The sequence below is a fragment of the Bacillota bacterium genome, assembly GCA_013177945.1.
Taxonomy (GTDB): domain Bacteria; phylum Bacillota; class DSM-12270; order Thermacetogeniales; family Thermacetogeniaceae; genus Ch130.
This window is the reverse complement of sequence record JABLXW010000003.1, coordinates 130222-156099: the sequence shown is the minus strand read 5'-3', so window position 1 is coordinate 156099 and position 25878 is coordinate 130222. Positions and strand designations below refer to the sequence as shown.

27 protein-coding genes and 1 tRNA gene are annotated in these 25878 nt (G+C 52.2%); 1 reads left to right on the top strand and 27 read right to left on the bottom strand.

Annotated features, from left to right (window positions below; translation table 11 throughout):
* Window positions 1-4: 4 nt before the first annotated feature.
* The 21 genes from HPY58_03255 to HPY58_03155 all read right to left on the bottom strand — a co-directional run bounded on the left by HPY58_03255 (window position 5) and on the right by HPY58_03155 (window position 19299).
* Complete coding sequence (locus tag HPY58_03255; GenBank protein NPV28673.1) at window positions 5-1456, bottom strand: menaquinone biosynthesis decarboxylase; 1452 nt, start codon at window positions 1454-1456, stop codon at window positions 5-7.
* A gap of 139 nt (window positions 1457-1595) precedes the next feature.
* Window positions 1596-2354: a hypothetical protein gene (locus HPY58_03250; GenBank protein NPV28672.1), complete on the bottom strand. Its 759-nt coding sequence runs from the start codon at window positions 2352-2354 to the stop codon at window positions 1596-1598.
* A gap of 84 nt (window positions 2355-2438) precedes the next feature.
* A complete protein-coding gene (locus tag HPY58_03245; protein NPV28671.1) occupies window positions 2439-3314 on the bottom strand; it encodes a CoB--CoM heterodisulfide reductase iron-sulfur subunit B family protein in 876 nt (291 codons plus the stop codon).
* Window positions 3315-3884, bottom strand: coding sequence for a heterodisulfide reductase subunit C (locus tag HPY58_03240; GenBank protein ID NPV28670.1), 570 nt, complete (start codon window positions 3882-3884; stop codon window positions 3315-3317).
* Between the two features lie 188 nt (window positions 3885-4072).
* Window positions 4073-4459: an S-adenosylmethionine decarboxylase proenzyme gene (locus HPY58_03235; GenBank protein NPV28669.1), complete on the bottom strand. Its 387-nt coding sequence runs from the start codon at window positions 4457-4459 to the stop codon at window positions 4073-4075.
* 106 nt (window positions 4460-4565) lie between these two features.
* The gene (locus HPY58_03230; protein ID NPV28668.1) at window positions 4566-5369 is read right to left on the bottom strand and encodes a fumarylacetoacetate hydrolase family protein; all 804 of its coding nucleotides are present in this window, start codon (window positions 5367-5369) and stop codon (window positions 4566-4568) included.
* A 22-nt stretch (window positions 5370-5391) separates the two neighbouring features.
* Window positions 5392-7605, bottom strand: coding sequence for a hypothetical protein (locus HPY58_03225; GenBank protein ID NPV28667.1), 2214 nt, complete (start codon window positions 7603-7605; stop codon window positions 5392-5394).
* A 19-nt stretch (window positions 7606-7624) separates the two neighbouring features.
* Complete coding sequence (locus HPY58_03220; GenBank protein NPV28666.1) at window positions 7625-8836, bottom strand: glycosyltransferase family 4 protein; 1212 nt, start codon at window positions 8834-8836, stop codon at window positions 7625-7627.
* A tRNA-Pro gene (locus HPY58_03215) sits at window positions 8837-8913 on the bottom strand. It lies immediately after the preceding gene.
* A 287-nt stretch (window positions 8914-9200) separates the two neighbouring features.
* Complete coding sequence (locus HPY58_03210; GenBank protein ID NPV28665.1) at window positions 9201-9887, bottom strand: DUF1638 domain-containing protein; 687 nt, start codon at window positions 9885-9887, stop codon at window positions 9201-9203.
* 235 nt (window positions 9888-10122) lie between these two features.
* On the bottom strand, window positions 10123-10251 hold the full coding sequence (locus HPY58_03205) for a transposase (GenBank protein ID NPV28664.1): 129 nt from the start codon (window positions 10249-10251) through the stop codon (window positions 10123-10125).
* Between the two features lie 130 nt (window positions 10252-10381).
* Window positions 10382-10555 carry a hypothetical protein gene (locus HPY58_03200; protein ID NPV28663.1) on the bottom strand — a complete coding sequence of 58 codons (174 nt, stop codon included), beginning with the start codon at window positions 10553-10555 and terminating at the stop codon, window positions 10382-10384.
* Window positions 10498-10746, bottom strand: a complete 249-nt coding sequence (locus HPY58_03195; GenBank protein ID NPV28662.1) for a hypothetical protein — start codon at window positions 10744-10746, stop codon at window positions 10498-10500. The genes HPY58_03200 and HPY58_03195 overlap by 58 nt, the downstream gene beginning before the upstream one ends.
* Window positions 10747-10885: 139 nt before the next feature.
* Window positions 10886-12763 (bottom strand): DUF4445 domain-containing protein, encoded by a 1878-nt coding sequence (locus HPY58_03190; GenBank protein NPV28661.1) that lies wholly within the window; start codon window positions 12761-12763, stop codon window positions 10886-10888.
* 35 nt (window positions 12764-12798) lie between these two features.
* A complete protein-coding gene (locus HPY58_03185) occupies window positions 12799-13608 on the bottom strand; it encodes a methyltetrahydrofolate cobalamin methyltransferase (GenBank protein NPV28660.1) in 810 nt (269 codons plus the stop codon).
* 70 nt (window positions 13609-13678) lie between these two features.
* Window positions 13679-14056 carry a hypothetical protein gene (locus HPY58_03180; protein NPV28659.1) on the bottom strand — a complete coding sequence of 126 codons (378 nt, stop codon included), beginning with the start codon at window positions 14054-14056 and terminating at the stop codon, window positions 13679-13681.
* 589 nt (window positions 14057-14645) lie between these two features.
* Window positions 14646-15044, bottom strand: a complete 399-nt coding sequence (locus HPY58_03175) for a hypothetical protein (GenBank protein NPV28658.1) — start codon at window positions 15042-15044, stop codon at window positions 14646-14648.
* Window positions 15045-15827: 783 nt separating this feature from the next.
* Window positions 15828-16202, bottom strand: a complete 375-nt coding sequence (locus HPY58_03170) for a hypothetical protein (protein ID NPV28657.1) — start codon at window positions 16200-16202, stop codon at window positions 15828-15830.
* A 613-nt stretch (window positions 16203-16815) separates the two neighbouring features.
* On the bottom strand, window positions 16816-17109 hold the full coding sequence (locus HPY58_03165; protein ID NPV28656.1) for a hypothetical protein: 294 nt from the start codon (window positions 17107-17109) through the stop codon (window positions 16816-16818).
* Window positions 17110-17165: 56 nt separating this feature from the next.
* Window positions 17166-18635: a hypothetical protein gene (locus HPY58_03160; protein ID NPV28655.1), complete on the bottom strand. Its 1470-nt coding sequence runs from the start codon at window positions 18633-18635 to the stop codon at window positions 17166-17168.
* Window positions 18636-18648: 13 nt separating this feature from the next.
* A complete protein-coding gene (locus HPY58_03155) occupies window positions 18649-19299 on the bottom strand; it encodes a corrinoid protein (GenBank protein ID NPV28654.1) in 651 nt (216 codons plus the stop codon).
* A gap of 85 nt (window positions 19300-19384) precedes the next feature.
* Between HPY58_03155 and HPY58_03150 the strand changes: the two genes are divergently transcribed.
* On the top strand, window positions 19385-19525 hold the full coding sequence (locus HPY58_03150) for a hypothetical protein (GenBank protein ID NPV28653.1): 141 nt from the start codon (window positions 19385-19387) through the stop codon (window positions 19523-19525).
* A 395-nt stretch (window positions 19526-19920) separates the two neighbouring features.
* On the opposite strand, the gene HPY58_03145 is transcribed toward HPY58_03150, so the two are convergent.
* From HPY58_03145 to HPY58_03120, 6 genes are read right to left on the bottom strand one after another with little or no spacing between them, the layout of a single operon-like run.
* Entirely contained in the window at window positions 19921-20139 is a 219-nt protein-coding gene (locus tag HPY58_03145) for a hypothetical protein (GenBank protein ID NPV28652.1), read from the bottom strand.
* Between the two features lie 2 nt (window positions 20140-20141).
* Window positions 20142-21605: a hypothetical protein gene (locus HPY58_03140; GenBank protein ID NPV28651.1), complete on the bottom strand. Its 1464-nt coding sequence runs from the start codon at window positions 21603-21605 to the stop codon at window positions 20142-20144.
* A 50-nt stretch (window positions 21606-21655) separates the two neighbouring features.
* The gene (locus HPY58_03135; GenBank protein NPV28650.1) at window positions 21656-23059 is read right to left on the bottom strand and encodes a trimethylamine--corrinoid methyltransferase; all 1404 of its coding nucleotides are present in this window, start codon (window positions 23057-23059) and stop codon (window positions 21656-21658) included.
* Window position 23060: 1 nt separating this feature from the next.
* Window positions 23061-24512, bottom strand: coding sequence for a hypothetical protein (locus tag HPY58_03130; GenBank protein NPV28649.1), 1452 nt, complete (start codon window positions 24510-24512; stop codon window positions 23061-23063).
* Between the two features lie 40 nt (window positions 24513-24552).
* Complete coding sequence (locus tag HPY58_03125) at window positions 24553-24750, bottom strand: hypothetical protein (protein NPV28648.1); 198 nt, start codon at window positions 24748-24750, stop codon at window positions 24553-24555.
* 8 nt (window positions 24751-24758) lie between these two features.
* Window positions 24759-25394 (bottom strand): corrinoid protein, encoded by a 636-nt coding sequence (locus HPY58_03120; protein NPV28647.1) that lies wholly within the window; start codon window positions 25392-25394, stop codon window positions 24759-24761.
* Window positions 25395-25878: the final 484 nt, after the last annotated feature.

The window sequence follows — 25878 nt, the reverse complement described above, 5'->3', positions numbered from 1 at the left end:
CCCCCTAGGTGTTAAAACCATACTCCCGCCACCTTGCGGTGACCAGTTCTTTTATTTCCTGCAACATCTCGATCTCCTCAGGCCATTCCCTGAAATGCCCTTCACCGGGACCCTTTTTGGTGGCATCTATCCCCACCTTGGAACCGTAAGCAGGAAATGGAGAGGCATGGTCCAGAACTTCAACAGGACCCTCTACGAAGAGAAAATCCCGCTTTGGATCCACATTATTGTAAACCCTCCACCATACCTCGGCCATATCGTGCACATTTACGTGGGCATCCACCACAATAATCATTTTGGTAAACATCATCTGTCCCAGACCCCACAGGGCGCACATTACCTTTTTCGCGTGCCCGGGGTAGCTCTTCTCTATTGCGACAACCGCGCAGCTATGAAAAACTCCCTCAAGGGGAAGGTTTAAATCAACCACTTCGGGAAGATAAAACTTAATGATGGGGAGGAAAATTCTCTCGGTAGCTTTCGCAAGAAAACAGTCTTCCATCGGGGGCTTCCCTACAACAGTCGCGGGATAGATGGCATCCCGGCGGTGTGTGATGCAGGTTATGTGAAAAACCGGATACCAGTCGGGGAGGGAGTAATACCCCGTGTGATCCCCGAAGGGCCCCTCCAGGCGTTTTTCCTCGAGATCCACGTACCCTTCTAAAATAATTTCCGCATGGGCAGGCACTTCGCAGTCAACGGTAATGCACTTAACCAATTCCACCGGCTGCTGCCGGAGGAACCCTGCAAAGAGCATTTCGTCGAAGCCATGGGGAAGAGGTGTGGTGGCGGCATAAATAGTGGCGGGATCTCCTCCCAAAGCAACTGCCACCTCCATCCGCTTCCCAAAAGCCTGGTGTTTTTTATAATTCTCGGCCCCGTTTTTGTGAATGTGCCAGTGCATTCCCGTTGTTCTGGCATCAAAAACCTGAAGGCGGTACATCCCTGCGTTGCGCTGGCCCGTTTCGGGATCCTTTGTGAAGACAAGGGGAAGAGTGAGATAGCGGCCCCCGTCCCCCGGCCAGCATTTTAAAATCGGAAAAATATCCAAAGAAGCATCATCGGTATGAACGACCTCCTGGCAGGGAGCATTCTTGACCAGTTTTGGAGTCCAGCTGCCCATTTCCGCCAGGCGGGGCAAAAGTTTAATTTTTTCCAGGAAGGAGCCAGGTAAGTTCTGAAGCTGGAGAAGCTTCCCAACCCGGGCCCCGACCTCGTCGAGATCGCCGACCTCAAGCGCCAGTTCCATTCGTTCTTTGCTGCCAAAGGCATTTATTAAAACAGGAAAATCAGAACCCTTAACCCTTTCAAAAAGAAGAGCAGGCCCCCCTCGTTTGCTGATCCGGTCCGTGATTTCCGTAATTTCCAGAACTGGATCAACCTCCGCCTTGACCCTGTGGAGTAAACCCCTTTTTTCGAGGACCGTAATAAACTCCCGGAGATCACGATAAGCCAAATTTATCCCTCCCAAAACTGCCGTCAGCCTTGACTATTTTTGCTTATTTCTTAAGTTTAGCGCACATTTTCCGCAAAAACAATAAGGATCGCCCAAAATAAAAAAAGGTGCCCTAAAAAGCACCGTTTTTTATTCTCTGTTAATTTGCAGCACAGGATAGTTTCTCCGGGGTGGATAAAACAATTTCGCGTGCGGCTCTTTCAAGCTCTTCCTGACCGGGGCCAACCGAAAAGGATGCTAAAAATTCGAGCGCCCGATTGAGGTGAGAAAGAGAAAAGGTCGGCTCCAGGCCAATTTTCTTGGCACCGTATGCGATCCCAAGCTCCACACCAAAATGGCGCATCAACAATTGCTTTTCTTCATCCCCCCCTGCAAAAAGGCATCCCAGGGCGCAGCTCTCCCCAAAAAAACTGCCATACTGTTTCTTAAGCTGCTCTAAAACATCCCGGTTTTTCAAGGCACGCTCTTCCTGCCGGCCCGCTTCTAAAAGCGTGAATCCCTCACTCATCTCCCGAATCAACCGGGCCAGCCTGTCCAGCAAGAAAAGGCAGTCAAACTTACAGAGCAAAAAAAACAGATGCCCGAAAAGGTAATCCCCTCCGAGAATTAAAAACTGGCTTTCCTTTCTATTTTTTTGGGAGGGAAGGGTGTGAAGGGTGGTGGCCAGATAAATAAGCTCCATAAAAAGAGCAGGCAAAATCGCGGCCCCGGCATGTGCAAAAAGGCGCGCTCCCAACAAAACAAGCCCCGGCGGAATCACGCTGTCCAAATCAAAGTCCGGGTAAAATTGCTGAAGCAGCAATTTTGCCTGGGGATGGAGAAGCACTTCCAGTTTTTTAAAAACAACCTCAAGTTCTCCTTGGATTTCCTGAAAGAAGACCGGAAAGCGCCGGGACATCGAAAAAAGGTCCTCCCTATGAATAAGGGGTTCTTTGGAAGCAAGAACCCCCTCGCGATTTTTTCCCTAAAGAGAGACGCCTCATTAAGCTGCTCCAACTTTCCGCAGAACCATCACAGGATCGACAAACAATTTCTTAAAGCCAAGCACCTTGGGATCGAGACCTAAAGCCAGCCCGATTAACTGGGTGAAGAAGGGAATTGGCATCCGGTACTGGGTGCCATATTTCTTCTCAACGGTGATTTGCCGCATATCAAGATTCTGCTGGCAAAGGGGGCACGCGGCCACAATGCAGTCGGCACCTGAGTCCTTGGCAATTTTGAGGATGTCATTGCACAGCTTTGTGCAGGCATCCTCTCTGGTCATTCCCAGGGAAGCACCGCAGCACTCGGTTTTATAAGGCCAGGGTAAAGGCTCCGCCCCCAGGACGCGCATAATGTTGTCCATTGCCTGAGGATTTTCGGGATCGTCAACGAAATTTACAAGTTTCGGTGGTTTTACAAACAAGCAGCCGTAGTAGCAGGCAACCTTCAACCCTTTCAGGCTTCTTTTTACCTTTTTCCGAATCTCTTCCAAGGTCGCAGGATTTGCAAAAACATCGAGATAGCTCCTCAGTCTTACTTTGCCTGTATAGGGGCGCTCCAGCAAGGAATTTACCTTTCGCCGCAGGTCCTCATTTTGAAGCTCGTACTCAACAGCCGCAAACCGCTGATGGCATGCCGCACAGGGAGCAACCATTTCATTTACAGGCAGCGTTTCTGCCAGGGCCAGAACACGAGCGGGAAGAGCGAGGGATAATAAATGATCTGTCATGTGAGCAGAAGAAGCACCGCAACAGTTCCAATCGGGAACTTCAAGAAACTCAATCCCCAGGGCTTCAGCAACTGCATGACTGGACATCCCATACTCGATACCGCCGGTTTCCAGGGAGCAGCCAGGATAAAAAGCGTACTTTGCCATCTATTTTCCCTCCCTCCGCCTGGTCTCTTCAAAAATTTTCCTGATTTCTTTGCGCCCTTTGATCCGATGTGGGAACGGCTTGGCCTTGCCCTTGAGCATCATGGGAAGCCCAAACTGCATGTCCTTCATTAAGTTCCCCGTTCTCATGTTGTTCATCATCAAAAGGCCTGCCTCAAAAAGACGGCCGTAGCTCCGAACTGTTCCTAAAAATACGTCATTGAAAATGAGAACAAGCCTTCCCTTCTCCGTGTAACCATGCTTAACCGCCTCTTGACGCAGGGTGTCCATCACCCGGGCGACGTCAATATCCCTGATGCAGCGGGTTGTGCATGTGTTGCAGGCCATACAAACCCAGATGGTTTGGGATTTAAGAACTTCCTCCTTCATCCCCAGCATCAGCATCCGCATGATTTGGTTGGGAAGGTAATCCATCGCAAAAGTCCCCGGGCAGCCACCGGAACACTTGGCACACTGGTAACACTGCCGAATATCCTGACCACTTTCTGCGATAACCTTATCCACAAAAGACCGGTTCGTTTCCAAGGCCTGAGACAAATTGAACTCGCTCATCGCGACCCCCTCTTAAAAAGCGTAAAAATCTCTCATAGAGTCTATTCTCTCTTTTCTGAATAATTCCTCCTTTAGAAAACAAGAAATTTTTAATTTTCCTGAAAAACAAATAAGCCTTACAACACTCCTTGTAAGGCTTATTTGCTAACCCTTTTGTTTTTCTGGGCGGTCTAAAATAAATATCCCTCCTAAAGATTCACCGCCGCCCTCTGGCTAATTTCCATAATGCCGCGTCTTACTTCTGTAGCGGTTATGTGTTCAGCTTGAAATTTCTCAACAAGATACCGGCAGGCGCTCCAGGGATCAACCTTTTTTCCGCATGTAAAGACATCCACTGCAGCGTAGCCTAGCTCGGGCCAGGTATGGATCGCCAGATGGGACTCGGAAATTACCACTACTCCACTTACCCCTTGAGGGCTGAATTTATGGAAGACGCATTCTCTGATTTCGGCTCCTGCTGCAAGTGCCGCATCGATCATGTACTGCTGGACCTTCTCGATGTCGTCCAGAACCTCGAATGCGCAACCATAAATTTCAGCTAAAATGTGACGCCCCAAAGAGTCCAGATTTGTCATTAATAGTCTCAACCTCCTTTAAAAATTCTATTAACATGCATTATTAATGAAAAACGGAAGGAAATCGGAGCCAGTTCAATTTCTCCGGCGCCCGATTCCAATCCTATTAAATTTTAGCACTTCCTGATGTTTTGTCAACAAAATTTTTAGACTCTTCGGCAATAACTTCATTGGTTAAAACACCAATTCCTTCAATTTCGACACTGACCAGATCGCCAACCTGGAGCGGCCCTACCCCAAAAGGTGTCCCCGTCATGATTACATCACCCGGGTAAAGCGTCATGATGGTTGAAATATAACTCACCAGCTGCGCAACAGAAAAAATCATCTCCTTTGTTGATGAATCCTGGCGAATTTTACCGTTGACCGTAACTTTTATGTCAAGGGATCTGGAGTTTAAACCAACGGCAAGAAAGGGGCCCAGGGGGCAAAAAGTATCAAAGGATTTGGCCCTCGTCCACTGGCCGTCTTTTCTTTGAAAGTCACGGGCCGTAACATCGTTGCCGCAGGTATATCCGAGAATCCTGGAATCCGCCTCGGCCTCCGCCACGCACCTTGCTTTCTCTTTTATAATTACTGCAAGCTCTCCTTCGTAATCCACCTGGTGACTGCAGCGAGGGTAAACGATTTTCTGGCCGGGGCCTATGACCGCAGAGGGAGGTTTAAAAAAAAGAAGCGGTTCCCCGGGCAGTGCCATTCCGAGCTCCCGGGCGTGATCCCGGTAATTAAGGGCAACGCAAACAATTTTGCTGGGAGTACAGGGAGGAAGCAGGCTGGCCCCGGCCAGGGGAATCTTTTCTTCGGTAAGCCTCCAGTGTTGAAAAGGGCTGCCTTCAATCACTCTGATAAAATCTCCCTCAACCAGCCCCCAGGTCTCCCTTCCCTGATGATAACAGCGTGCATACCGCATTCGAACTCTCCTTTCTTGTGTATTAGAAAAAGGTTTCCTGCTCCTGCAAAATCAAAAAGAAAAGAGTAGCTGCAGGGAAAATAATGGCAGTCGCAGCTGCAACAATGCCCGAGTCATTAAAGATCAAAGCTGCAAATGCACCCAGCAGGCTTCCCTCGAGCCCTGCAGCAAGAGCAGGGTGCTTTGTTAAAACCCGGCGGAAGATTCCTATGGGGCGGTAAAAGAGAACCCCCAGCGCAAGGAGGGTTCCAATCAGAACCCGCGTCCAGATGGTGTATTTGATCAACCGGTAGTTCATCGTCAATTTTCTGGCAACAACCTCCAGAAAAGCACTTGCTCCTGCGGTCTGGATGGCCGAAACCAGCTGACCAAAATGGGAGCGCAGTTCCGGAGGGCGCAAATAATCCATAGCAAACAATCCCAAACTGGCCAGGAGCGAGGCGATTCCGATAACCAAAACTTCACGCTTGCGGATGCGAATTCCCAAAAATCTGAAAAAGGTATAGCTGAAGGCAACCAACAAAGCCAGCATCCCCCCAAAGTTGCTTCCCCACTGCGGTGCTCCGGTGATACCCACGGTAAAAAGGAGGAGGCCCCCTACCAAAAGAAGGAGACCCCGGGAACATCTGCCCAGGCGTTCGATAAAAAGTGAGGCCCCCATTAGCGCGGCACCCAAAAGAACGCCCATATACTCGTTGCCGATTCCGTAAAAGCGCGCTCCCGCCATCGGGTCGTAGCCCAGCACCGAATTTTTCTGAAAGAAATTTCCGGCGAGAGTATCACCAAGAAGCAGTCCTACAGTGGCCAGACAAAGAAACAAAAGGGAATCTAAGACTTTGTTGCGCGCCAGCCGGATGCTGCCCGCGACCAGAACGGCAACCATACTGAAAAATATGAGCAGGTACAGCCAGATGTTAAGGGGCGAAAAAGAACCTATCAGCAGCCAGACAGAAGGGACTGCAATGAGGCCCAGAAGAAAAGGGGAAAAATATTTACTTTTCCGGGAGTTGACCAGCAGGCAGAAAAGGATTCCGGCCAGAATGACAAGGTAAAGGAGAACATACCCTTTAACCAAGGTCGGGCGAAGAAGCGAGATAAAAAATGTCCTGGCTTCAACATCCGCAAGGATCTCGAGATTACCGGCTGCTGGTGCAACCGTCCAGGGCCGCCCCTCCATGTTTTTAAATTCGGGGGCTCCCAAATATTTAAGAATGCTCGGTGCGATATCGTATAAAGCAACAATTCCTGGCCTGCGCGTCGTGGGGGAAACCAGCAAACCAGGACTCATCTTCTCCCCCTGCACCCCGATAAAAGTAAAAAGCCTCTTTTCGTTCAAAGCATCCGGGGACGGGACCAAAGAGGCAACAATGACCTGACTGTGCCGGAGATCGGTGTTCTGCAATAACCACCCCAGGAACTGGTCGAATTCCCTCAGGATAAGTCTTCTTTCTCGAAGATAAACCTCATCGGTCAGATATTCTTTAGTTTGCTCCAAACGGACAAGATCGCCCAAATCGACGACAAGGAAATTGACCTCCTGCCGCAGGGCAAGAAAATCTTTCTTCAATGCCTGGTAGTCCGTGCGATATCCAAGCAATCCCTCCTGATGAGGCCGCAGCAGGCCGGTGGAAACATTTCCGGCATCAACGATTCCCCGCCGGTCCATCGCGATTACGGCCATGGACCGCTGCGGAACGCCGGGTAAATCAGCATTTCCCAAGGCACCGGTGCGCATTCCCGCCCGGTGCAAGGCATCCCCCAGTGCTCCCGGAACTGCATCGGCCTGACCAGCTTCATTCGCCCGGACAATCAAAGGCAAATCAACAACAACAAGATTCTCCGGGCGCGGAGTAAATCCCGTGCGCGCCTGAAAAAGAGACACGGGGTCCTGGCCCTGGTAGGTTTCGCTGCCACCAAAAACAAGGGTTTCCTCGGCAGTGCCAAATGCAACACTGCCGGCGCTTACTGTAGCCGCAACATGGGGAGATGTACGGGCAGCAGCGGTATTGGTGTTGAGAAGGGCCCCGGCCCCCTTTCTGAAAAAGGCCCGGAAGGCGGGAAGGTCGGAGGAATTCAGATCGCCCAGTTCTAAATAATTGCAAACCAGGAGGACTACCTGGCGGGGGTGATGCCGGCTTTGGGCCCAGATGGTGTCCTGTTTGAGAAAATAAAAAAAGCCGATGGTTAAAAAAATTAATAGAACCTTCTGAAGAGCCTTCCCTCTTTTTGCTTCCAACTCTATCCAAATCCCCTTATTATTTGAGAATCCTTTCCATCAAAACCTTTTCATAAATCTGCTCCGTCTTCTTAATCATTTGGGTGTGAGAAAAATTCCGCGCCACCAGCTCCCTCCCCTGACGGGCCAGGAGGGCGGCAAATTCCCGGTTTTTAAGCAGTTCCCCAACCGCCTGCGCCAGGGCCGCGGGGTCGGCCGGAGGCACCAGCACTCCCGTCTCTCCATCCCGGATAATCTCCCGGAGGCCCCCTACAGAAGTGGCAACTACCGCCAGGCCGCTCGCCAGAGCCTCGAGACAGAAGATCGAAAGCCCCTCCTGAACTGAAGGGATGACAGCTAGGTCAAAAAGTGACAAAAGGCGTGGAATGTCGGAGCGAAATCCCGTAAAGACAACCCTCTCCGTCAGGTTCATTTTTTTGGCAAGCTCTTCCAGGCTCTCGCGCTCCGGTCCATCCCCTACAATAAAAAAATAAGCGGGCCCGTAGTACTTGTCAACTAAAGGAACTGCTTCGATCAGGTACTTAATCCCTTTTCTCGGTTCAAGACGCGCCACTGCACCAACAACCGGTAAATTACGCGGCAGCCCAAACGAAAGGGGCGTCAGGTGCGGCAGTGTTCCCTGGTTGCTGAAGACCTGTTGATCTATTCCATTATAAATGACCGTGATTTTTTCAGGCGGCGTCCAGGTATACTTTTGGACCTCTTCCTGCAAAGCTTTTGATACGGTTATGATGTGGCTTGTCGCAAACCTGTTGAGAAAAGCCTGAAGAAACCGGAAAAAAACAAAAAAAGAGGTTTTGGCATCGAGCAGATTGTGAAATGTGGCAACAACAGCACGGTGCCCGGCAAAAAGTGCAGCCAGCCGCCCCAAAACCCCGGCCCGCAATCCGTGGGTGTGAACAAGATCGATTCTTTCGCTTTTGATGAGGGAGCAAAGAGTTCTCACGATCTGCCAATCCCTGAAGGGATCCCATCCCTCGGCAATTGGAACCGGAAAAATTTTTCGGGCGAAGGGTTCCAGTGAAGTGATGATTTCGTTGCCGGGGGGAGCAGCCAGGTAGAGATGGTACTTCTCGCAATTGAGACCCCGAAAAAGGATCTCCAGGTGTTTTTTCATTCCCCCCCGGGCCGGGCGCACTACATGAAGAACCCTGTAAACCATGGCCATCTCCGAAAGAATAAAGAAATAAACTTGAACAAAAAAACGGGGAATCATCCCCGCCGATTTCAATGGTCAGAGTGGCGGGATTTGAACCCGCGGCCTCTAGCACCCCAAGCTAGCGCTCTACCAAGCTGAGCTACACCCTGACTCCTCATCCGTATAAAATTTTATTAGTTTTTCCCTTCAAAGTCAAGGCCACTTTTCCCCTGGTAGCTGTCAACTCCGAGTGGGAAAAAATTTCCATACTTGGCGCTCTAACACATAAATTCGTGCATCAAAATTAACATTTTCCATGTTCGATTTAGAGAGAGAAAAACTAATTCGGTTTGGAAGGTTTTACGATATTTAACAGATAAAAAATGGCTGTTTTTTTAACCCTGCTATTTGAACCAATCCTTTCTGAAAAAGTGTGCGAGAACTTTGTGTAGCGGTACTAGTTTCCTTCCTTGTAAAACATCTTCCTGGTAATTTCCTGACCGGGCTCGACTACAACAAACCGGTCGTCCCACGGGCTCTTCACAAGAGCTTCCAGGATAGCCAGGGATCCAGGGATAATCTCGAACTTAAGACCAAAAACCTCTGCTGTTTTTTTGACCTTGGCTATGTAAGGGGTAATGTCGTAAACGCCTGTATCGATAAGGGCCGCCCGCGTGTAATTCTTCATCATCTCTTTGGCAAGCCACCGGGCCTTTTCCTTGCTGTATTTCCTAGTCCATTCGTGCTCTCCCAGATACATCGCCAGGGGTCCAGTGCCATCCTTTAAGAATCCCTTTGTAAAATAATAGGTTCCAGGTTGTTTTCTAAATTGCTCCAGGTACGCTTCCCTGGACCCCAGAAAGATGGCAATGCAGTCATCGGTTCTCGGCAAAACGAGTTTAGCCCGCTTCGTTTTCAAACCAACCGTTCCTTCTGAGCAGAGGCCAAACCCAAGCAGGATCACGTCCCACTTCTTTTCCTCTTCCAGTTCGGATAACACATTACTCAGTTTTTCGTTGAGCTTCTTGGGATAATCGTGCAAGCCTAACTCAATTTCCCTGATTTCAAGATTGGTAGGTACGATCTTTTTGATCTCCTGGGCCAAGGATTCGCAGATGACCAGGGCGGTGTTCTTCTGCTCCATTTTTTCCCTCCTGTTCTTCAGTGATTGGTATCATTCAGGTTATTCGACATATCGACTGATCCTTTTTTATAATCTTATCTTTGTTGATCCGACGCGAGGCCGCACAATCCTGAGTCATCCTCACTTTTTCAGCCCGCCTTACCTAAGAGATCCGCAACGTGCCTGAATACTAAGGACTTTAAAGAGGGTAGTTTCCGCCACCACAGGCTTAGTTTTCTTGCGGGCAGTGCCCTGCCTAAAGAGGTTGCGGCACCAGGCCAGTCGATTGAGCCAGCTTCTTCGGGGAAGAGAAGCTCCGCACATCCCCAATTTCGGCTAAGATGGTCATGATGCTCACCACATCCAGGCCCGGGACGCCGAGCAAGAGCCGGGCCTCTGGTATGGTCCTGGCCCTGGCGCAGAGTTCCCCCTCCAGGCCCCTGAGTTCCTTGTCCAGGGCGTCGATGAGCCCGAGGGCCGACTGGAAAAATGTTTCGTTTCCCCTTGAGGCAAGGTCAAGGTCTCAAGGAACTCCGGCCCTTTCGACCGAAGAGGTCGCTTGCTGGACTCTGGTAGCCGTTGCGTGCTAGCACCGCATGAACGATGTTCTTCAAGCGGGTCTTGAGCTGCATCAGGCGGGTGCGGTACTGGAGCAATACTCGCAGCTGGCGCTGCTCGGGAGTTGGCACCCAGACCTTTGGTGTGAAGCACCCAAAAGGCGAACCAGGGTTTCCGCGTCCAGCCGGTCGGTTTTTTGCGCTCCTTTCCTTTGGCATTTCTCTTTGAGTGTCTGAATTCCTATCTGCATAGCGTTGGCAGCAGCAATAACATCAACCATGTAAAGCTCGTAACTTTGGAACTTGGAGCTCACTGTTTCCATCCCAGGAATGAGACCTTCCTTAACGATTTCTTCCGGGGGGAATTCCGACCCCTAAAACAACTTCAAGGTGCTTCCTTCACCCGGGAAGCATTCTTGGCGCTTATAGCCTTGCCAAGTTAGCGAAAAAGAGCAAATTTCACTAAATTTCATTAATTTTAACCCCCCTAGCCGTGGAACTTCGAAGTTCTGGGAACTCCAGAGAAGCAGTAAAAATGTTGTTGAACCCAGGATAGGCGGAAAGCTCTACATACTCAACGGCGCGCGCGATTGCTCCCGCGCGTCGGCACTCGTGCCGCGAGAGGAGGGCGATCTTGGCTCCTGCCCCCGCGGCGTTGCCTATCTGGCGCACCTTCTCCAAAAGCTGCGGGGGAAGGAGGCCAATAGCGCAGGCACTCCTGGGATCGAAGTAGTTACCAAAGGCTCCAGCAAGGAGTACCTCATCCACGTCCTCTGGCTTGAGGCGGCGCTCCTCGAGGAGTACCTGGATCCCGGCGGCGATGGCTGCTTTGGCAAGCTGGAGCTGGCGCACGTCGCGTTGGGTAAGGAGGAGGGGCCGGCCGTGGGAGGTGGAGGCTTCGTCCGCGAGGAGGAAGGCGTTCGTGCCGTTATGCTCTACAATGCGATTTCGGTACCTTCGGGCGATGGGTGATTCTACTTCGAAGGGAGGAAGCATCCTCCCGCTCTTGTCGATGATGCCTAGGGTAAGAAGGCCAGCCGCGAGGTCGAGGAGTCCCGAACCGCAGATGCCGCGGGGCTTTCCTCCCCCGATGACCGAGTACTCCAAGTCCTCCCCGAACCAGACGTGGTCAATGGCACCAGCAGCGCCCCGCATCCCGCAGCTGATCTGGGCCCCCTCGAAGGCAGGGCCTGCCGCGGCCGAGCAGGCTATAAGGCCTTCCCCGGTCCCAAGCACAATCTCCCCGTTCGTCCCGATGTCTACCGCAAGCTTGACACCACCGCCGAGGTCCATCTGGGTGGCGAGGATCACGCCTACAGTGTCGGCCCCCACGAAGCCGGCGATGATTGGGAGAACATAAAGGCGCGCCCTGGGGTTTGCCCTAAGACCGAGTTCTGCAGCCCGGAGGACAAGGGGCTCTTTTACCACGGGCACGTAAGGAGAACGGGCCAGTTGCCCGGGAGGGATCTTCAAGAAGAGGTGGTGCATGCAGGTGTTTCCCACCACACTCAGAACGTACACGTCTTGAGGGCTTGCTCCTGCCCGGATGCTTGCCTCTGCAAGGAGTTCGTTAAGCCCAGCGATGAGGCACTGGTGGAGCTTTTCTAGTCCTTCCGGCTCCTCCGAGGTGTAGGCGATGCGGGAGATGACGTCTGCCCCGTAGGCGGCCTGGGGGTTAAGCATGGATGCAACACCCAGTTCTTCCCCGCTCCGGAGATCGAGGAGGTAGCAGACGATCGTCGTTGTTCCGATGTCGAAGGCGGCTCCCAAGAGCTTTCCGGTGGTATCGCCTGCTTCCAGCCCGAGGACCTCGGCGCCGGAGGTGACTGCAGTGAGGCGGTACCCGGAGGAACGGAGGAGGACAGGCAGTTCTCGCAAGACGTCAAGGGGAGGGGGAGGGGCGGCCCCGAGGGCGTCGCGGAGGCGTTCCCAATCGGGACGCTGGTCGGCCAGGGAGGGAGGGGGAACTTCAAGAAACGTCTTGGAAACAGGGGGAGCAAGGGCCACTACCCGGGACGCGGCCTCCATCAAGATCTGGGTTTCCTGCCTCACCTCCGGAAGAAAAACGGCAAGATCGGACCGGACTTCTACCATGCAGGCAAGGCGTATACCACCAGCAAGCTCTTCTTCCTCGAGGTGCTCTTTTTCCGCCGGGGCGGGAGGTGGGAGGGGAGCACCTTTTGCCTCCAGGCGCACGCGGCACTTCCCGCACCTCCCCTTCCCGCCGCAGGAGAACTCCAGCGGGACTCCCGCCAGGGCGAAGGCTTCCCGGAGCGTCTTCCCTTCCTTGACAACTGCTTCTTTTCCTCCGGGTTTGAAGGTGACCCGAAACTTCTTCATTTCTCACACCCCCAGCGGAAGCTCTGCTCGGCCAGTCATGACTTACCCGCGGCTTTCGACTCTCGCTTCCGGTAGTACCGAAGGTAATTGCGGCAGTAAGGATCCTCGCCTAAGACAAGCTCTGTTGCCCAAACGGTCGCCATCAGCTCTTCATCGAGAGGGTCGATGATAGCAGCGTCCATTCCTGCTGCCCGCGCCAGCACAAGGAAGGTTCTGTTGATGGTGCGCCTGTATGGCAGCCCGAAAGAAACGTTACTGAGCCCGGAGATGATGTAGACGCCAGGGAAGCGCTTCTTGATCTCACCGGTAGCCTCGAGAAACACCTGCGTTGCCTTGTGCTCTGTAGCAAGGGCAACAACAAGGGGATCGACGTAGATATTCTCTTCCTTTACACCATACTTGGCCCCTTCTGAAATCAGCCGCTCCGCAATCTCTACCCGCGTCTTGGCGTCTTTTGGAATCCCCCCTTCGTCAAGGGTAAGAGCTACCACTCCAAAACCGGAAGCAGCAGCAAGTGGAAAGACCTTTTCCGGCTTGCCCGGTTCGGCGGTGACCGAGTTCAGAAGACCTGGCCTCTTCACAAGCGGGAGGACCTCGGCCAAGGTCTCGGGGCGGGGGCTGTCGAGGCAGAGAGGTGTATCCACAGTTTCCTGAACAACTTCTACCAGCCACTTCAAGTCCTCAGGCTCACGCTCAGGTGATGTGCCAGCGTTCACATCAAGATAGTCCGCCCCAGCTTCTGCCTGCCGCTGCGCTAAATCAGCAATAAAATCTCGATCTCGTTCGGCAATCGCTTCCCGCACCTTAGTCAAAGTGCCGTTGATCTTCTCTCCAATAATAATCACTGGGCTTGACCTCCTTCGTGTTTCTCATGTTTTTCTTTTGTTTCTACAGTTTTATCCACCCTCAGTTTTGTCAAGGGTGAGGTTGGAACTCCTCGCTGTCGCCGAGAAGAGCTTTTAATTTTGCTACCACTTTTTCTAATTCTTCCCGATTAAAATCAGTTTTGTTTGTTCTCGGGATTCCCAGATCAGTAATTATAACCGAAACCTGGGGGCTGATCCCTGCTTCTTCAAAAAGAGCACGACCACACCCTTCGGAACAACCATCCACAAGCACCCAGAAAGGACTTTCCTGGGCTGCTTCTTTGAGGCTACTCACCCTTTGCAAGCGAAACTTCTCCCCAGAAGGTAAGCGAAGAAACCTGACACAACCTTCTTTCTCCAGTGCCTTTGCTGCACTGTAGGCAAGCAGAGATACATTAGAACCTCCCGGACATGTCACCACAATCACCTTTCGAGAAGGAGCCTTTTCAAAATTCGTTTTCCTTTACCTCCTTATTTCCAATTTTCCATCTTCAAGATAAATTTCTGAAGCCAAATGTCGCGGCCGATGATAAACTGATCCAAGATGGTCGTAATGAAATTGATCCACCCCCGGCGGAACTAGCCCCCCGGATAAACCCGAGTCCGGAGGTGCTACAAAGCTTGCTAAAGGGGTGGTAAATAAGAACGTCTTCGAGTTGACGGCACATGGCTACAGCATCCCGGAAGATTGCCGCGATGACCAGCCCAGGGCCACGTCTTCCGGGGTAAAGGTGTCATCCGAAGTGCGCAAAAGGTATTTGCCGTCCAGCTTTTCTTCTTCCTTTACTTTTTCCCAGTTGATCTTGAGCTTCCCTTTGGAGTCGAGCTTGAGGTAGCGGCCGTAGCTGGGATGACTCAGAAGCTCGCACAGTTTCCTGGCATGGGGGTAGATAGGCTTGCCGCTTGCTTTTTTGATCTCTTCCTTGAGGTCTTCGAGAAGGGCTTTGCGCCTGGCCTTGTCCTTTTCGGCTTCTATGGGGTTTCGTACCAGGACGTAACGCTCCCTCTTCTCTCCTTCACCGACGACGATCTCCTTTATACTTCAAGGTTGTTCCGCACCTTTTTGAACCGGCCGGCGCGGGCCAGGGCTTTTTTTGGCAACTTTCCTTGCCGCTCCTTAGCTTCTCCCCGGCTATTGTTTTGGCCACTGCCCTCTGCAGGTACTGGAGATTCTCCTCAGAGGTAAAACCCCTGTCCACTACGGTGATCACCCGGCCCAGTTTCCAGCCTACAAGGTCCTTCTTTACTTCCTCAACCACGGACATGTCACAAGTGTTCCCCGGCCACACCCAGCACTTTACCGGGATGCCTTCCCTGGTCACCGCAAGCTCTATTACCGCCTGCGGCAGGTCCAGAAATTTCCAGTGCTTCTCTCCAGCGCGTTTTGGCTTCGCTTGATTTAAAAAAGACCGCACCAGTGGAAAGCTGGCTGGAGAGCCGGGACCCGGAATTCGAGGCAAAACAAATGCAGATCGTCGGCTTAATTCTTTAGCCCACCGGGAAACGCCCTGGTGATCAGCGTTGATGAAAAGACCGGAAGAGTATTAGGGCGGCCCGAGCCGCCCAAGGCCCCTTCGCCCGGGACAGCCGGAAAAGATGGACGCTCATCACAAGCGCAACGGAACCCAAAGCCTTTTAGCGGCGCTTTTGGTTCACGAAGGACAATTTAAGTGTGCACAAGCACCGTAAAGTTAAGGAGTGGTTGTCTTTACAACAGAACCGGACACTTTGTTTTCACCCCCCCAGAGCCTCCTGGCTGAATCAATAGAACTCTGGTTCAGCATTTTAACGCGCAAAGTAATTAAACGCGGTATCTTTGCTTCCAAAGAAGAACTGGTTCAAAAAATAATACAGTTTATTGAAAAGTATAATTCAGAAGCAAAACCCTTTAAATGGACATATGCGGGTGATCCCTTATAAAGTAAAAATCTTGAGCAATTTTGGAGTACACCGCGTCCACCGGGGCGAAGATGGGATTTTGCCCCAGGGAGTTGTCTTTGTCTTTTTCGCCGTTACCGGGAAGGACTTCGATCTTTTTTATCTGTGTCTCCTTGCTTTTTTCTTGACGCCAGGAAAAAGGTGGTTATGTATGGTATTATAACAATATTGTTTTATGATGCGGTCTACTAGAATAACCTTTCTTCGGTAAACCCCCTTCCCCGTCCTCTTCCTCTACCTCGAAGGAGACCGAGGTGGTGTCAAAGTATAAAAGGTCCACTTCGAGGTTCAGGGAGGTGAGCTACCGAACCGTACACCTGCCACTGGTGGTCTTTCTCTGCCTCAAGGAGAAAATCCATGACCCGGTAAAGCTGGTGCACGCCCACTTCCTCCAGCTCCGGGATCACCACGTCTTCCTTTACCCAGTCCTCGACCTTAAGCTTGGAGGATGGCGCCAGGGCTCTATTGGCCACCATGGCAAAGATGGCTCTCTCTACCGGAGTCTGGAACTTGCGCTTTTTAGCAAGGCCAAGGATCGCTTCCTTTATGCCCAGCTCCCGCCAGAGCTGGTCTAACACCCAGGCACCGCCCAGGGGACGGCTCCCAAAAACTTCAACGCGCCTTGTGTTTCTCATGCCTGCTTTCTTAGTACCTCTTTCGGGCCAAGGAAACAGTTGATGCTTGCTACCAGCCGCTTTAAAGCCTCCCGGTCGACCTCCTCCTCGCGGCCGAAGTTGTAAAGCACCTTGCCTTGGAGCACCTGGCCTTGAGATCGTATACTAGCGAACTGGCAACAAAAAGCTGTAAATCGTGGCCTATGTAACTTCTTGATACCATCCACCTGTAAACCCCGCCAAGCCTTGAAAATCAAGCACTGCTCCAATCAAAACGCAGTTCAATTGCCTTGCAACTGTCGAACTCCGGGTTTCGTGATAACACTGTGCTGCTCCCGGGACATGTACGTGGAGTTCGTACCCCGGGCGGAAGTGAAAACCTTCACACCGGTGCAGCTAGCCGTCCGATATGGCATCCCCTGCTCGTGAACTTGCGCAAGGTCATGGGCTTCTTGCCAACGATATGCCGGCCCTACCGCCGGACAAGGTGGAGTCGGGCAAACAAACTATGTCAAGCGCAGGCTTTTTGGTCCCGGCGGAAGTTCACCGACCTGGACGACCTCAACCGCCAGGTCTTGGCCTGGTGCCAGGAGGTGGCGCTACTAAGGTGCCACGGCACCACCAGTAAACACCCCTAGATCTTGCGGCAAGAAAAGCACCTGTAGCCCTGCCGGAGCCAGCCAGACTCGCCCCCTTCCTGGTGGCGCGGCGCAAAGTCCAGCGGGACGGATTCATAGCCTACGAAGGTGTGCGTTACGGCGTGCACTGGACTTTGGCCGGCCGCGAGATGGAGATTCGGGTAGTCGGAGCCTGTCTGGGGCTTTCCTATCGGGGTCAGGTGGTGGCCCCGTACCGACGGGTAGCTGGCCCGGCTACGGTGGCCCTGCCAGGGCAAAGGTGGATCTCTCGTACCTTTAGAATCCTCCACTACAGCAAAGAGCAGCAGCAGTGCTCATCATTCGCTCCCTTCATCAAGAATTTAAACTAAACAGGGACTTCCACCCCTGCTTCTTTGGCCACCGCTAGCAAGGCAGCTTCGAGGCTATGTTCCTTCTCCTGAGACAGTGGGGTTCCCGGATGGCTCTGAAGAATCGCCTTAACCTGCTCGCGCGCTCTCCTAAAAATGTCCTTACTCCCTTCCTGCTCCCAGGCTGCTCTGTCTTTGCGATCCACAACTGGGCCCACAAAGTACTGCTCTTTCTTGAACCAATGTCTGGTGTGCTTTGTGGAGAGGAAGTCCCCACCTGGCCCTACCTGCTGGAACAGTTCTGCTGCCAGGGTTTCTTCATTGACAAGGATGCCCCTGGTGACCCTTTTGATCATCCCAATGACTTCAGCATCTATGACTAGCTTCTCCAGAGAAAAGGTGCCCACAAAATCGAGGATCCCGGCCCCCGAGATCACGTTGATCCCAGCGAGGGCAGCCAAAATCCCGCTCAGGGCTGTTTCAAAACCAGCCTGGGCATCGACAATTTTGGCGTCTGAGAGAGCAGCATAGGTATGGGTAGGTAGCCCGTAGTACTTAGCTACCTGGGCACAAACACAGGAAATCATCACCGCCTCCACCGCAGACATCGGAGTGGTCCCTGTCCGCATATCAAAGACCACCGGGGCCCCTCCATAGATCACCGGGATACCTTTTCTGACCACCTGGGCAAGGGTGAGGCCGCTAAGGGTCTCGGCTACATCCTGGACCACAGAGCCGATAATGGTGGCTGGAGAGGCAGCACCAAGCATCGACATGGAGATAAATTCAATTGGAAGCCCAAACCTGGCGCAGTCGATGATGTTCTGGGCGCTGATGTGAGTCCACTTCAGCGGGGGGGAAGGACAAATAGTAAAAATAGCGTAAGGCTTTTTCTCCACCTCGTCGTAAGAGTCCCTCACTGCCTTTAATAGCTCCCTCATCCAGCGCACGCCAGGGACACTGAAGGCTCCAGCAGTAACCGGTTTTTTCGACTCTTTCATCACCAGGTAGAGTCTGTAAAGATCCCCAACTTCGTAAGGAATGTCAGAGCAAACCAGGGCAGTGGTCTGGAAGTCGATTTGGGACAAAAAGTCGGTGATTTTAACAACAGCCTTCATGTCTGCACTGGTGGAGTCGCGCACAGTGATGCCATCATCTAGAAGCACCCGTATTGCCGCAGACCCTGGATCAAAATAATTGGTGTTGTTTCCCAGTTCAGCGTAAAATTCCCCATCACGGTCAAAGATGGCTATGGTCTCTGGAGCAGCCTCAATTGACTCCACCACCAGAGAAGGAGGAAACTTGACAATCTTCTTTTCCTTGTCTACTTTACACCCTGCTTCTTCAAGGATTTTCAAGGCTTCCTCAGAATCGAAGTAGACCCCTACATTTTCTAAGACCTTTAATGCCTCTTCATGAACCCTTTCCACTTCTTGAGGAGTAAGAAAAATCAAACGGGGCATCTTCTCAAAGGTGAACTTGGCCATCGCTTTCCCTCCTCTACTCTGAACGTCCAACAAGCTTTTTGGCGAGTTCCACAGCTTCTGCAGCACTACGGCCATAACCGTCTGCTCCAATCTCGTGAGCCCACTTCTCAGTCACAGGCGCTCCTCCCACCATCACCTTGAATCTTTCCTTAAGCCCTCTTTTCTCTAAAGTCTTAATCAGCTCTTTCTGCTCCATCATCGTCGTCGTAAGCAAGGCGCTCGCCCCAATAATCTCCGCCTGATGGGCAACGGCCTCATCGATAAATTTTTCCACAGGGACATCCACACCTAAATCAAACACCCTAAAGCCTGCGGTGCGGAGCATGACGGCCACCAGGTTTTTGCCGAGATTGTGAATGTCGCCTTTGACTGTTCCGATGACCACAGTTCCCAAGTGCTGAACGTCAGAGCCCCCGGTTACTAGGTGAGGCTCGAGGTAGTCAGCAGCCGCCTGAAAGACCTGGGCGGCAGCCATCACCTCAGGAATAAAAACCTCTCCCCTGTTCCATCCCTCTCCAAGCTCTGTCATTGCTTCTGTAAGAGCTTCCTGAAGAATGGCCTGGGGTGAAACTCCGCTCTTCAATGCTTTGGCGACGAGGGCAACAGTAACTTCTTCTTCACCAGCCATTACCTGTTCCTTAATTTCGACCAAAAGTTCTTTCACAAACATCACCTCCAAAGGTTTTTAAGAAGTCTACTGCAAAGAGACATATCAAACAAAAACCGCTTTAAAAAAGGAGCTTAAAGCCTTGGAGGGAGAACTCTGCGCCCAGGCTAAAACCCAGCTGCAAGTCCGGTTCTTGCTCGGCGTTCCGGGCCTGGATGTGGTGAGCATCATGACCATTTTGGCCGAGATTGGCAATGTACACCGCTTTTCCTCCCCCAAGTGACTCATGGCGCCTGCGCCTCCACCGGGGCATGAAAATTGTGCTATATGCTTTCCCTGGACCGCCCCGTCGAGCTCGCTGCTTCTTGGTACGCGAAGCCAGGGTGTTTTCCTGGTTCCCTAACAGATCCCACCAGGGTGTCAGCTTTTTCTGCTTCATCATTGTAGTCGTAAGTAGAGCGCTCATTCCTATTACCTGGCTTGTTCTGCAATGCCTCGTCGATAAACCTTGAGGACGTCCACTCCCAGGTCGATTACATTGAAGCCGGCGGTGCGCATCATGATCGAGACAAGGTTTTTCCCCAATGTTATGTAGGTCGCCCTTCACCGTACCGAGGACGATTGTCCCCAGGCTTTCCTCAACCACCCGGCCGGCGAGGTGCGGCACAAGGTAGTCCGCTAGTTGAAAACCTGGGCTCCGCCCATCACTTCGGGGATAAAAATCTCACCCCTGTTCCACATCTTGCCGAGCTCAAGCATAGCCGGGGTCAGAGCATCCTCCAAGATCCTTTCGGCTGTAACCCCGTTGGCAATGACCTCCTCAACCAGAGGTAATGACACATCCTTTGCGCCTTTTATCACTGCTTCTTTAATCCTTGCAATCAGATCCTCGCTCACTTCTAATCCCCCCTCTTTTCTTTCTTAATACGGGCTTCATTTTCGGCGATGATTCTCTCAAGTTCCTCCATCTCGGTTTCGCTCAAAATGATTTCCGCTTCCTTCCTCAGCAGGTCGAGGACTCCTTCATGCAGGATTTCGACCAGGGTACTGCCACCCGTCCTCTGCCAGCGATGGAAGTTCTTGCGGTTCAAATACCGGGGGCACCAGTGATCCCTTTCCAACTCTTTTGCAAGCTGATCGGACTGGTAATCTCCGCCAGGGCCGATTCGTTCGATCAGCTCTATACAAAATTCCTCTTCGTCTGGTTTGCTCCCTTCCATGAACCTTTTTACAAAACCGATCAATTCGTCGGCCAGGATGAGTTGCTCCAGGCTGCCCAGAAAGCCGTTTCCCATGTATCCGCAGTCGTGCACCAAGTTTGTGTCGCTCAATGCGGCTAGCAGGATGGAATATGCAGCATCTAACCCGGCCTGGGCGTCGACCGCCAGCGCGTCAGTATAGCCTGCAGTGCCAAAAGTAGGCAGCCGATAGAAGTGCCCTAACTGTCCTCCGATGGTGTGAGCGAGGGTCATTTCGGGCCCCCCGTACGGCGAGAAGCCCGTCCGCATGTCCAACACACCTACCATCATCCCGTGGATAAACGGCGCACCCGGCTTTTTCAACTGGTGAATCACCAGACCTGTCAGGCACTCGGCGTTGGCCATGGCGATTCCGGCAGCGAGTGTAGCTGGGGCGGTCCCACCGCACATCGAGCCCGTGCTGTAGGTAACGGGAATCCCGTACTCAGCGCACAGCAAGAGCTTCTCGAGAGATTCTCGGCCGTGTACCAGTGGAGAAACCGGTTCCGTGTAGACCACAAGAGTGGGCTTCTGCCTGAGCTGCTCGTGGCCCCCCGCGAGGGCAGCTGCCATGTCGATCATAGGCTTCAGTGTTCCCGGGTTTGCGGCATGGGTCAAAATGGGCTTATTCGAATATTTTCTGATTGCTAAGAATTGGTAGAGTTCATATAGCTCCAAGGTTACATCAGAAGCGAGGCCCAGCGATGACACCCAATCGATGTTTGTTAATTTTTCGGCCAATCTGGCGGCCCGCTCTGTGTCTGCAAGGACTGTCTGTCTGATCTCCCCTGAAAAAGGATCGATAAAGTAAGGAAGGTCCGCCCCCATACCGTAAGCTACCGTACCCTTTTCCAGCGGTAGTACCGTCCGGCCGTCCTTAGAATAGAGGCTGATACGCTCCGGAGCGCTTCTGATCGCGCTTTCCACAAGAGTTGGCGGAATCTTCACCCTTTCCCCGTCTACGTATGCTCCAGCCTCTTTCAGCAACTTTAAAGACTGAGGTTCCTGGACAAGCACTCCGGTTTGCTCCAGAATCGCCAACGACGCCAGGTGCAGTTGTTCAATCTGGTCTTCCGACCATATCCGGTAAAATGGAAAACCGTTGAATTTTTTAGTAGTGATCAAAAATCTTCCCTCCCCAAAACTAGAATCTTTAGAATCTTTCTTCCCCAAAACTAGCGGCACTCTTTTTCAATGTAGGCCAGTAAGGACTTTTCTATTGCTTTGGGAAGATCGGGAGCAACGAACTCGGCAAGGCGCTTTTTCCAGGTCTCGTGGGCGCTATCCAGGACAGATTTCCCGCTGGCAGACCAGGTGCTCCAGTTGGTGCGATCGCTAACAACTGGGGTGTAAAATTCTGTTCTAAATCGGGTAATAGTGCTGGGATGCTCCAGGAAATTGCCTGCGAACCCCGTTTCCCGGATGCTTTGAATATCATCATCCGTCAGGCTCTCGATCCCCCGCAGCAACCTTTTGATTCTCCCGCAGATCTCATCATCGACGATCCACTTTTCATAACTCACGGTGAGGAAGGAGTCCACCATGCCCAGGCCGTGTAAAACGTAGTCTACCTTGTTGGCAAAGGTGAACAACAAATTTGTTGTTGCTTCGATTCCTGCCTGGACATCGACTACCTTGGCGTCAGTTAGGCCTCCGCCTCCCCGGAAGGGCAGTTTGTAATAACGGGCAAGTTGACAAGCAGCTGTTAGTATCAGCGCATTCTCCGGCGCACCAGTACAGAGAATTGTGGTTTTCATATCGGCAATTGAGGACGTGTTTCCATATACCACTGGAGTTCCCGGTTTGATCAGCTCGGCCAACACGATGCCGGCGAGGATTTCGGCGTTGTTCTGGACAAGGGTACCAGCCAGGCTGGCGGGGGATGTCAGCCCTGCCATTGAGCAGGCGGTAACTACAACTGGCTGCCCAGCACCCGCGTACGTGTGGATCGCCTCCAGCATGCTATTGTCCCATCCCATAGGCGAAAAGCTGTTAACGATGGCAATGATAAAAAATTCACCGTCAGCCGGTTCTGTGGCAATCCTGGCCATCTCAAGGCATATCTCGGATTGCCTGCGTCCGTCCGACATCCCTTCAAGCGGCTTGTCGCTGTTCCTGATGCACTCCAACATGGAGATACAAACCTTCGCGTCTCCTCTCAGGTCAGCCGGGTCCACGATGGAAGCGTCGGAGATTTCGATGTGTTCGCTGCTCTGTTCTAGTTTGATAAAATTGATCAGGTCTTGTAGGGTGCCCGGTCTGCGGCCATTTTTTATATCGTGGACGTAAACCTCACCTCCCGTGGGGACGAAGACTAGAGATCCGTTCCCAATTCGGACAGACCGGTCGCGGTTTCTTGCGATAAGCGTAAACTCGCTCGGGGCGAGCGAGAGTGCTTCTTCGACCAGTCTGGCCGGGATTTTAACGACGCTTCCATCTACTTCAGCTCCGTGTCGGGCAAGTAGCTCTCTTGACTCCCGGTGGTGGAAGGTGACCCCCATGGTCTCAAGTAAGTCGAGCGTTTTTGAATGCAGTTCCTCAATTTGCTTATCTGTAAAGACCTTGGGTTCTAACAACATTTCAATTGCCTCCCGTATAAAGGGTCCCGTCACCGGCTTTATCGATAATCCTGTCCATCTCAGCCAGCACGGAATCGGGTAATTTTTCGACATTAAAGGTCTCAAGCACCTCTGCAGCTCTATCCGAGACCAAGTCGGCGATCGTCTTAATTATTCCTTCTTCGAGCCAAGTCTTTAGAGGTTTTCTATTCAGAAAGCTCGGGTACCATGTTTCCTTTTTGAAATACCTGAAGGTATGTTCCTCGGCGAGGAAGCTGCCGCCAGGGCCAACCCTCTCAATTACCTCGAGTGCAAGAGTCTCCTCGCTCAATTCAATTCCCTTCAAAAAGTGCTTCGTGAAGGAGATGCACTCGTCGTCGAAGAGAACTTTTGCCGGGCTCCCTACGGTGCCTGAGCCGAGTTCGCCGCCGCCGAACGCCAGATTTGCTCCTCCCAGTGCGGCCACCAAGGTGAAAAAAATTGCCTCTGCCCCGGCTTGGGCGTCAACTGCAAACGAATCCGTCGTTCCGTAGCTACCCCACGCCGGCAATCCGTAGAACTGAGCGATCTGTGCTGCAAGGGCTTGCATCATTGCTACTTCAGGGCCGGCTGCTGAGCTGTGTTCACCTTCACAGAAAGCAAACTCTATCCCATAGATGAAAGGAGCACCCCAGTGCTTGAGCTGGTGCAGCACGAGTCCCGATAGGACGGCGGCATTCCCCAAAGCCAGCGAACCGATGATCTTAGCTGGTGCCGTCTTTCCAGGGATTATCACTGGCGCGAAGACCACCGGGATACCGTTCTCTGCGGCCAGGAAGATCTGCCGGGTGGTTTCCGCGTCATAAATAAGCGGAGGTTCTCCCTTTAAGACGAAAGCAAGGGACGGGTTCCTGCGCAAACCGTCACGGCCTCCCGCGGCAGAGGCAGCAGCCATTTCCAGCAGAATTCTCATGTTATTGGAACTAGCAGCCCTCACAACAACCGGTTTTATACAACAGGCGCGCACCGCCCGGAAGCAGCACAGATCGGCCAAGCTGCCACGGCTGCCGGCAAGGCAAGCAACGAAATCGATGTTGGGGGCGTACTGCGCCATTGCTGCCATTTTTTCGGCATCCTTTTCCTCCGCCAGCCTGATTTCCCTGCTCTGGGGATCCATGAAGTAAGGCTGTCCGCACCCGGCTCCAAAGCTGATCTTCCCCGGTTCTAAGTACACCTTTCGGGAGCCATTCCGGTCGGCGAGAACAACCCTTTCCGGAGGACCGGAGAGCGCATCCCTGACCATTCCGGCGGGAATCCTTACAAGGTCACCATCTACGAACGCGCCGGCTTCTGCAAAAATCCTCAAGGCTTCACTATCTTGCACCCTGACGCCGACGCGCTCCAGGATTTCAAGTGATGCCAGGTGTAGGGCACGGATTTGACCCTCACTCCAGAATCCGAAAACATACGAACCGTCAGGCTTTTTAATGAGCATCTTTTCTCCCTCCTTAGTCGTGATCTCTGATTCCTATAAATCACCCTTTAGATAACTGCAGCAAGCCTTCGGGTACTGCGCGAGAGGAGTACCTGACCGGCAGTACCTGCAGGGCGTGGATAAAAAAAGCATTATCCGTGCGGCCGAAGTGCCGGGAAGCGATCTCCATTTCTGCGGTTATTCTTTGGGAAGTTCCCTCTTGTCTGATGGTTCCGGTCTTCCTCATGACTTCCACCATAATACCTTCTATTTTCCAAGCAGTTTCTTGCAGAGTTCGACCGCCGAGGCGGCGTCGGGGGCATACCCGTCGGCCCCGATTTCATATGCAAATTCCTGTGACACCGGGGCACCGCCTATGATGACTTTTACCTGCTCCCTTAGATTGGCTTCTTTCAAGGCTTCGATTGTATTCCTCATCATTTCCATTGTTGTCGTCAGCAAAGCGGACATACCGACAATGTCCGGTTGATTCTCTTTCGTGGCCTCCACAAACTGTTCCGGGCTGATATTGACTCCGAGGTTGATGACGGTAAAACCGCTGCTTTCAAGCATCATGGCCACCAGGTTCTTCCCGATATCGTGGAGGTCGTCTTTGACGGTACCCAGTACTACTTTGCCGATGACGGGAACGTCCTGCCCCACGAGGAGCGGTTTGAGCAACTCCATTCCCGCTTGCATCGCCCGGGCACACATGAGTACCTCGGGAATAAACATTTCGCCGGCCTTAAAACGCGGTCCCACGATGTTCATCCCGACAATGAGGCCATTGTTGATCACTTCAAGCGGGTCTTCTCCGGCGGTAATAGCCTGCCGTGTTAATTCCCTGACTCTTTCCACATCCCCATTGACAACACTTTTCGCCAATTCTTCAAAGATGGGCATATCACTTAACCTCCTTGTACTATAGAGTTATATTAGTTAGCTCCAAGCAAATAAATTTGATCTTTGACACAAATAAATTTGATCTTTGACAACCACACAGGAATCCTGGGGCAACTCGGATAAACATTCTCGTAGAGGCAGGGGGCTTCATTCAACCTCCTTGGGAAGCTTAGCTGTCCCGACGATAAGAGTGAAGCCTCGCCCATACGAGAGGTTTATTAGGGTATCTGATCAATTCGAGGGAAGTTGTAACCGGATGTCCAAGCGCGGTTCCCCTGGTCTGAGAAACAGCCTGTGATTAGCAGCTGATTCAGTCCGGCGCTTTAAAGAACTGAAAGAAAGCTTATTATGAGTTAAAGCGCAACCAGGGAAAACACTCAAGCGTTGCTACGAGAGCTGTTGCCACGCGTTTGGTTCATTTGATTTATTTACTCCCTTTGGAAAGATAACCGGCTGTCTGACCCGAATTACCAATGGTCCCCAC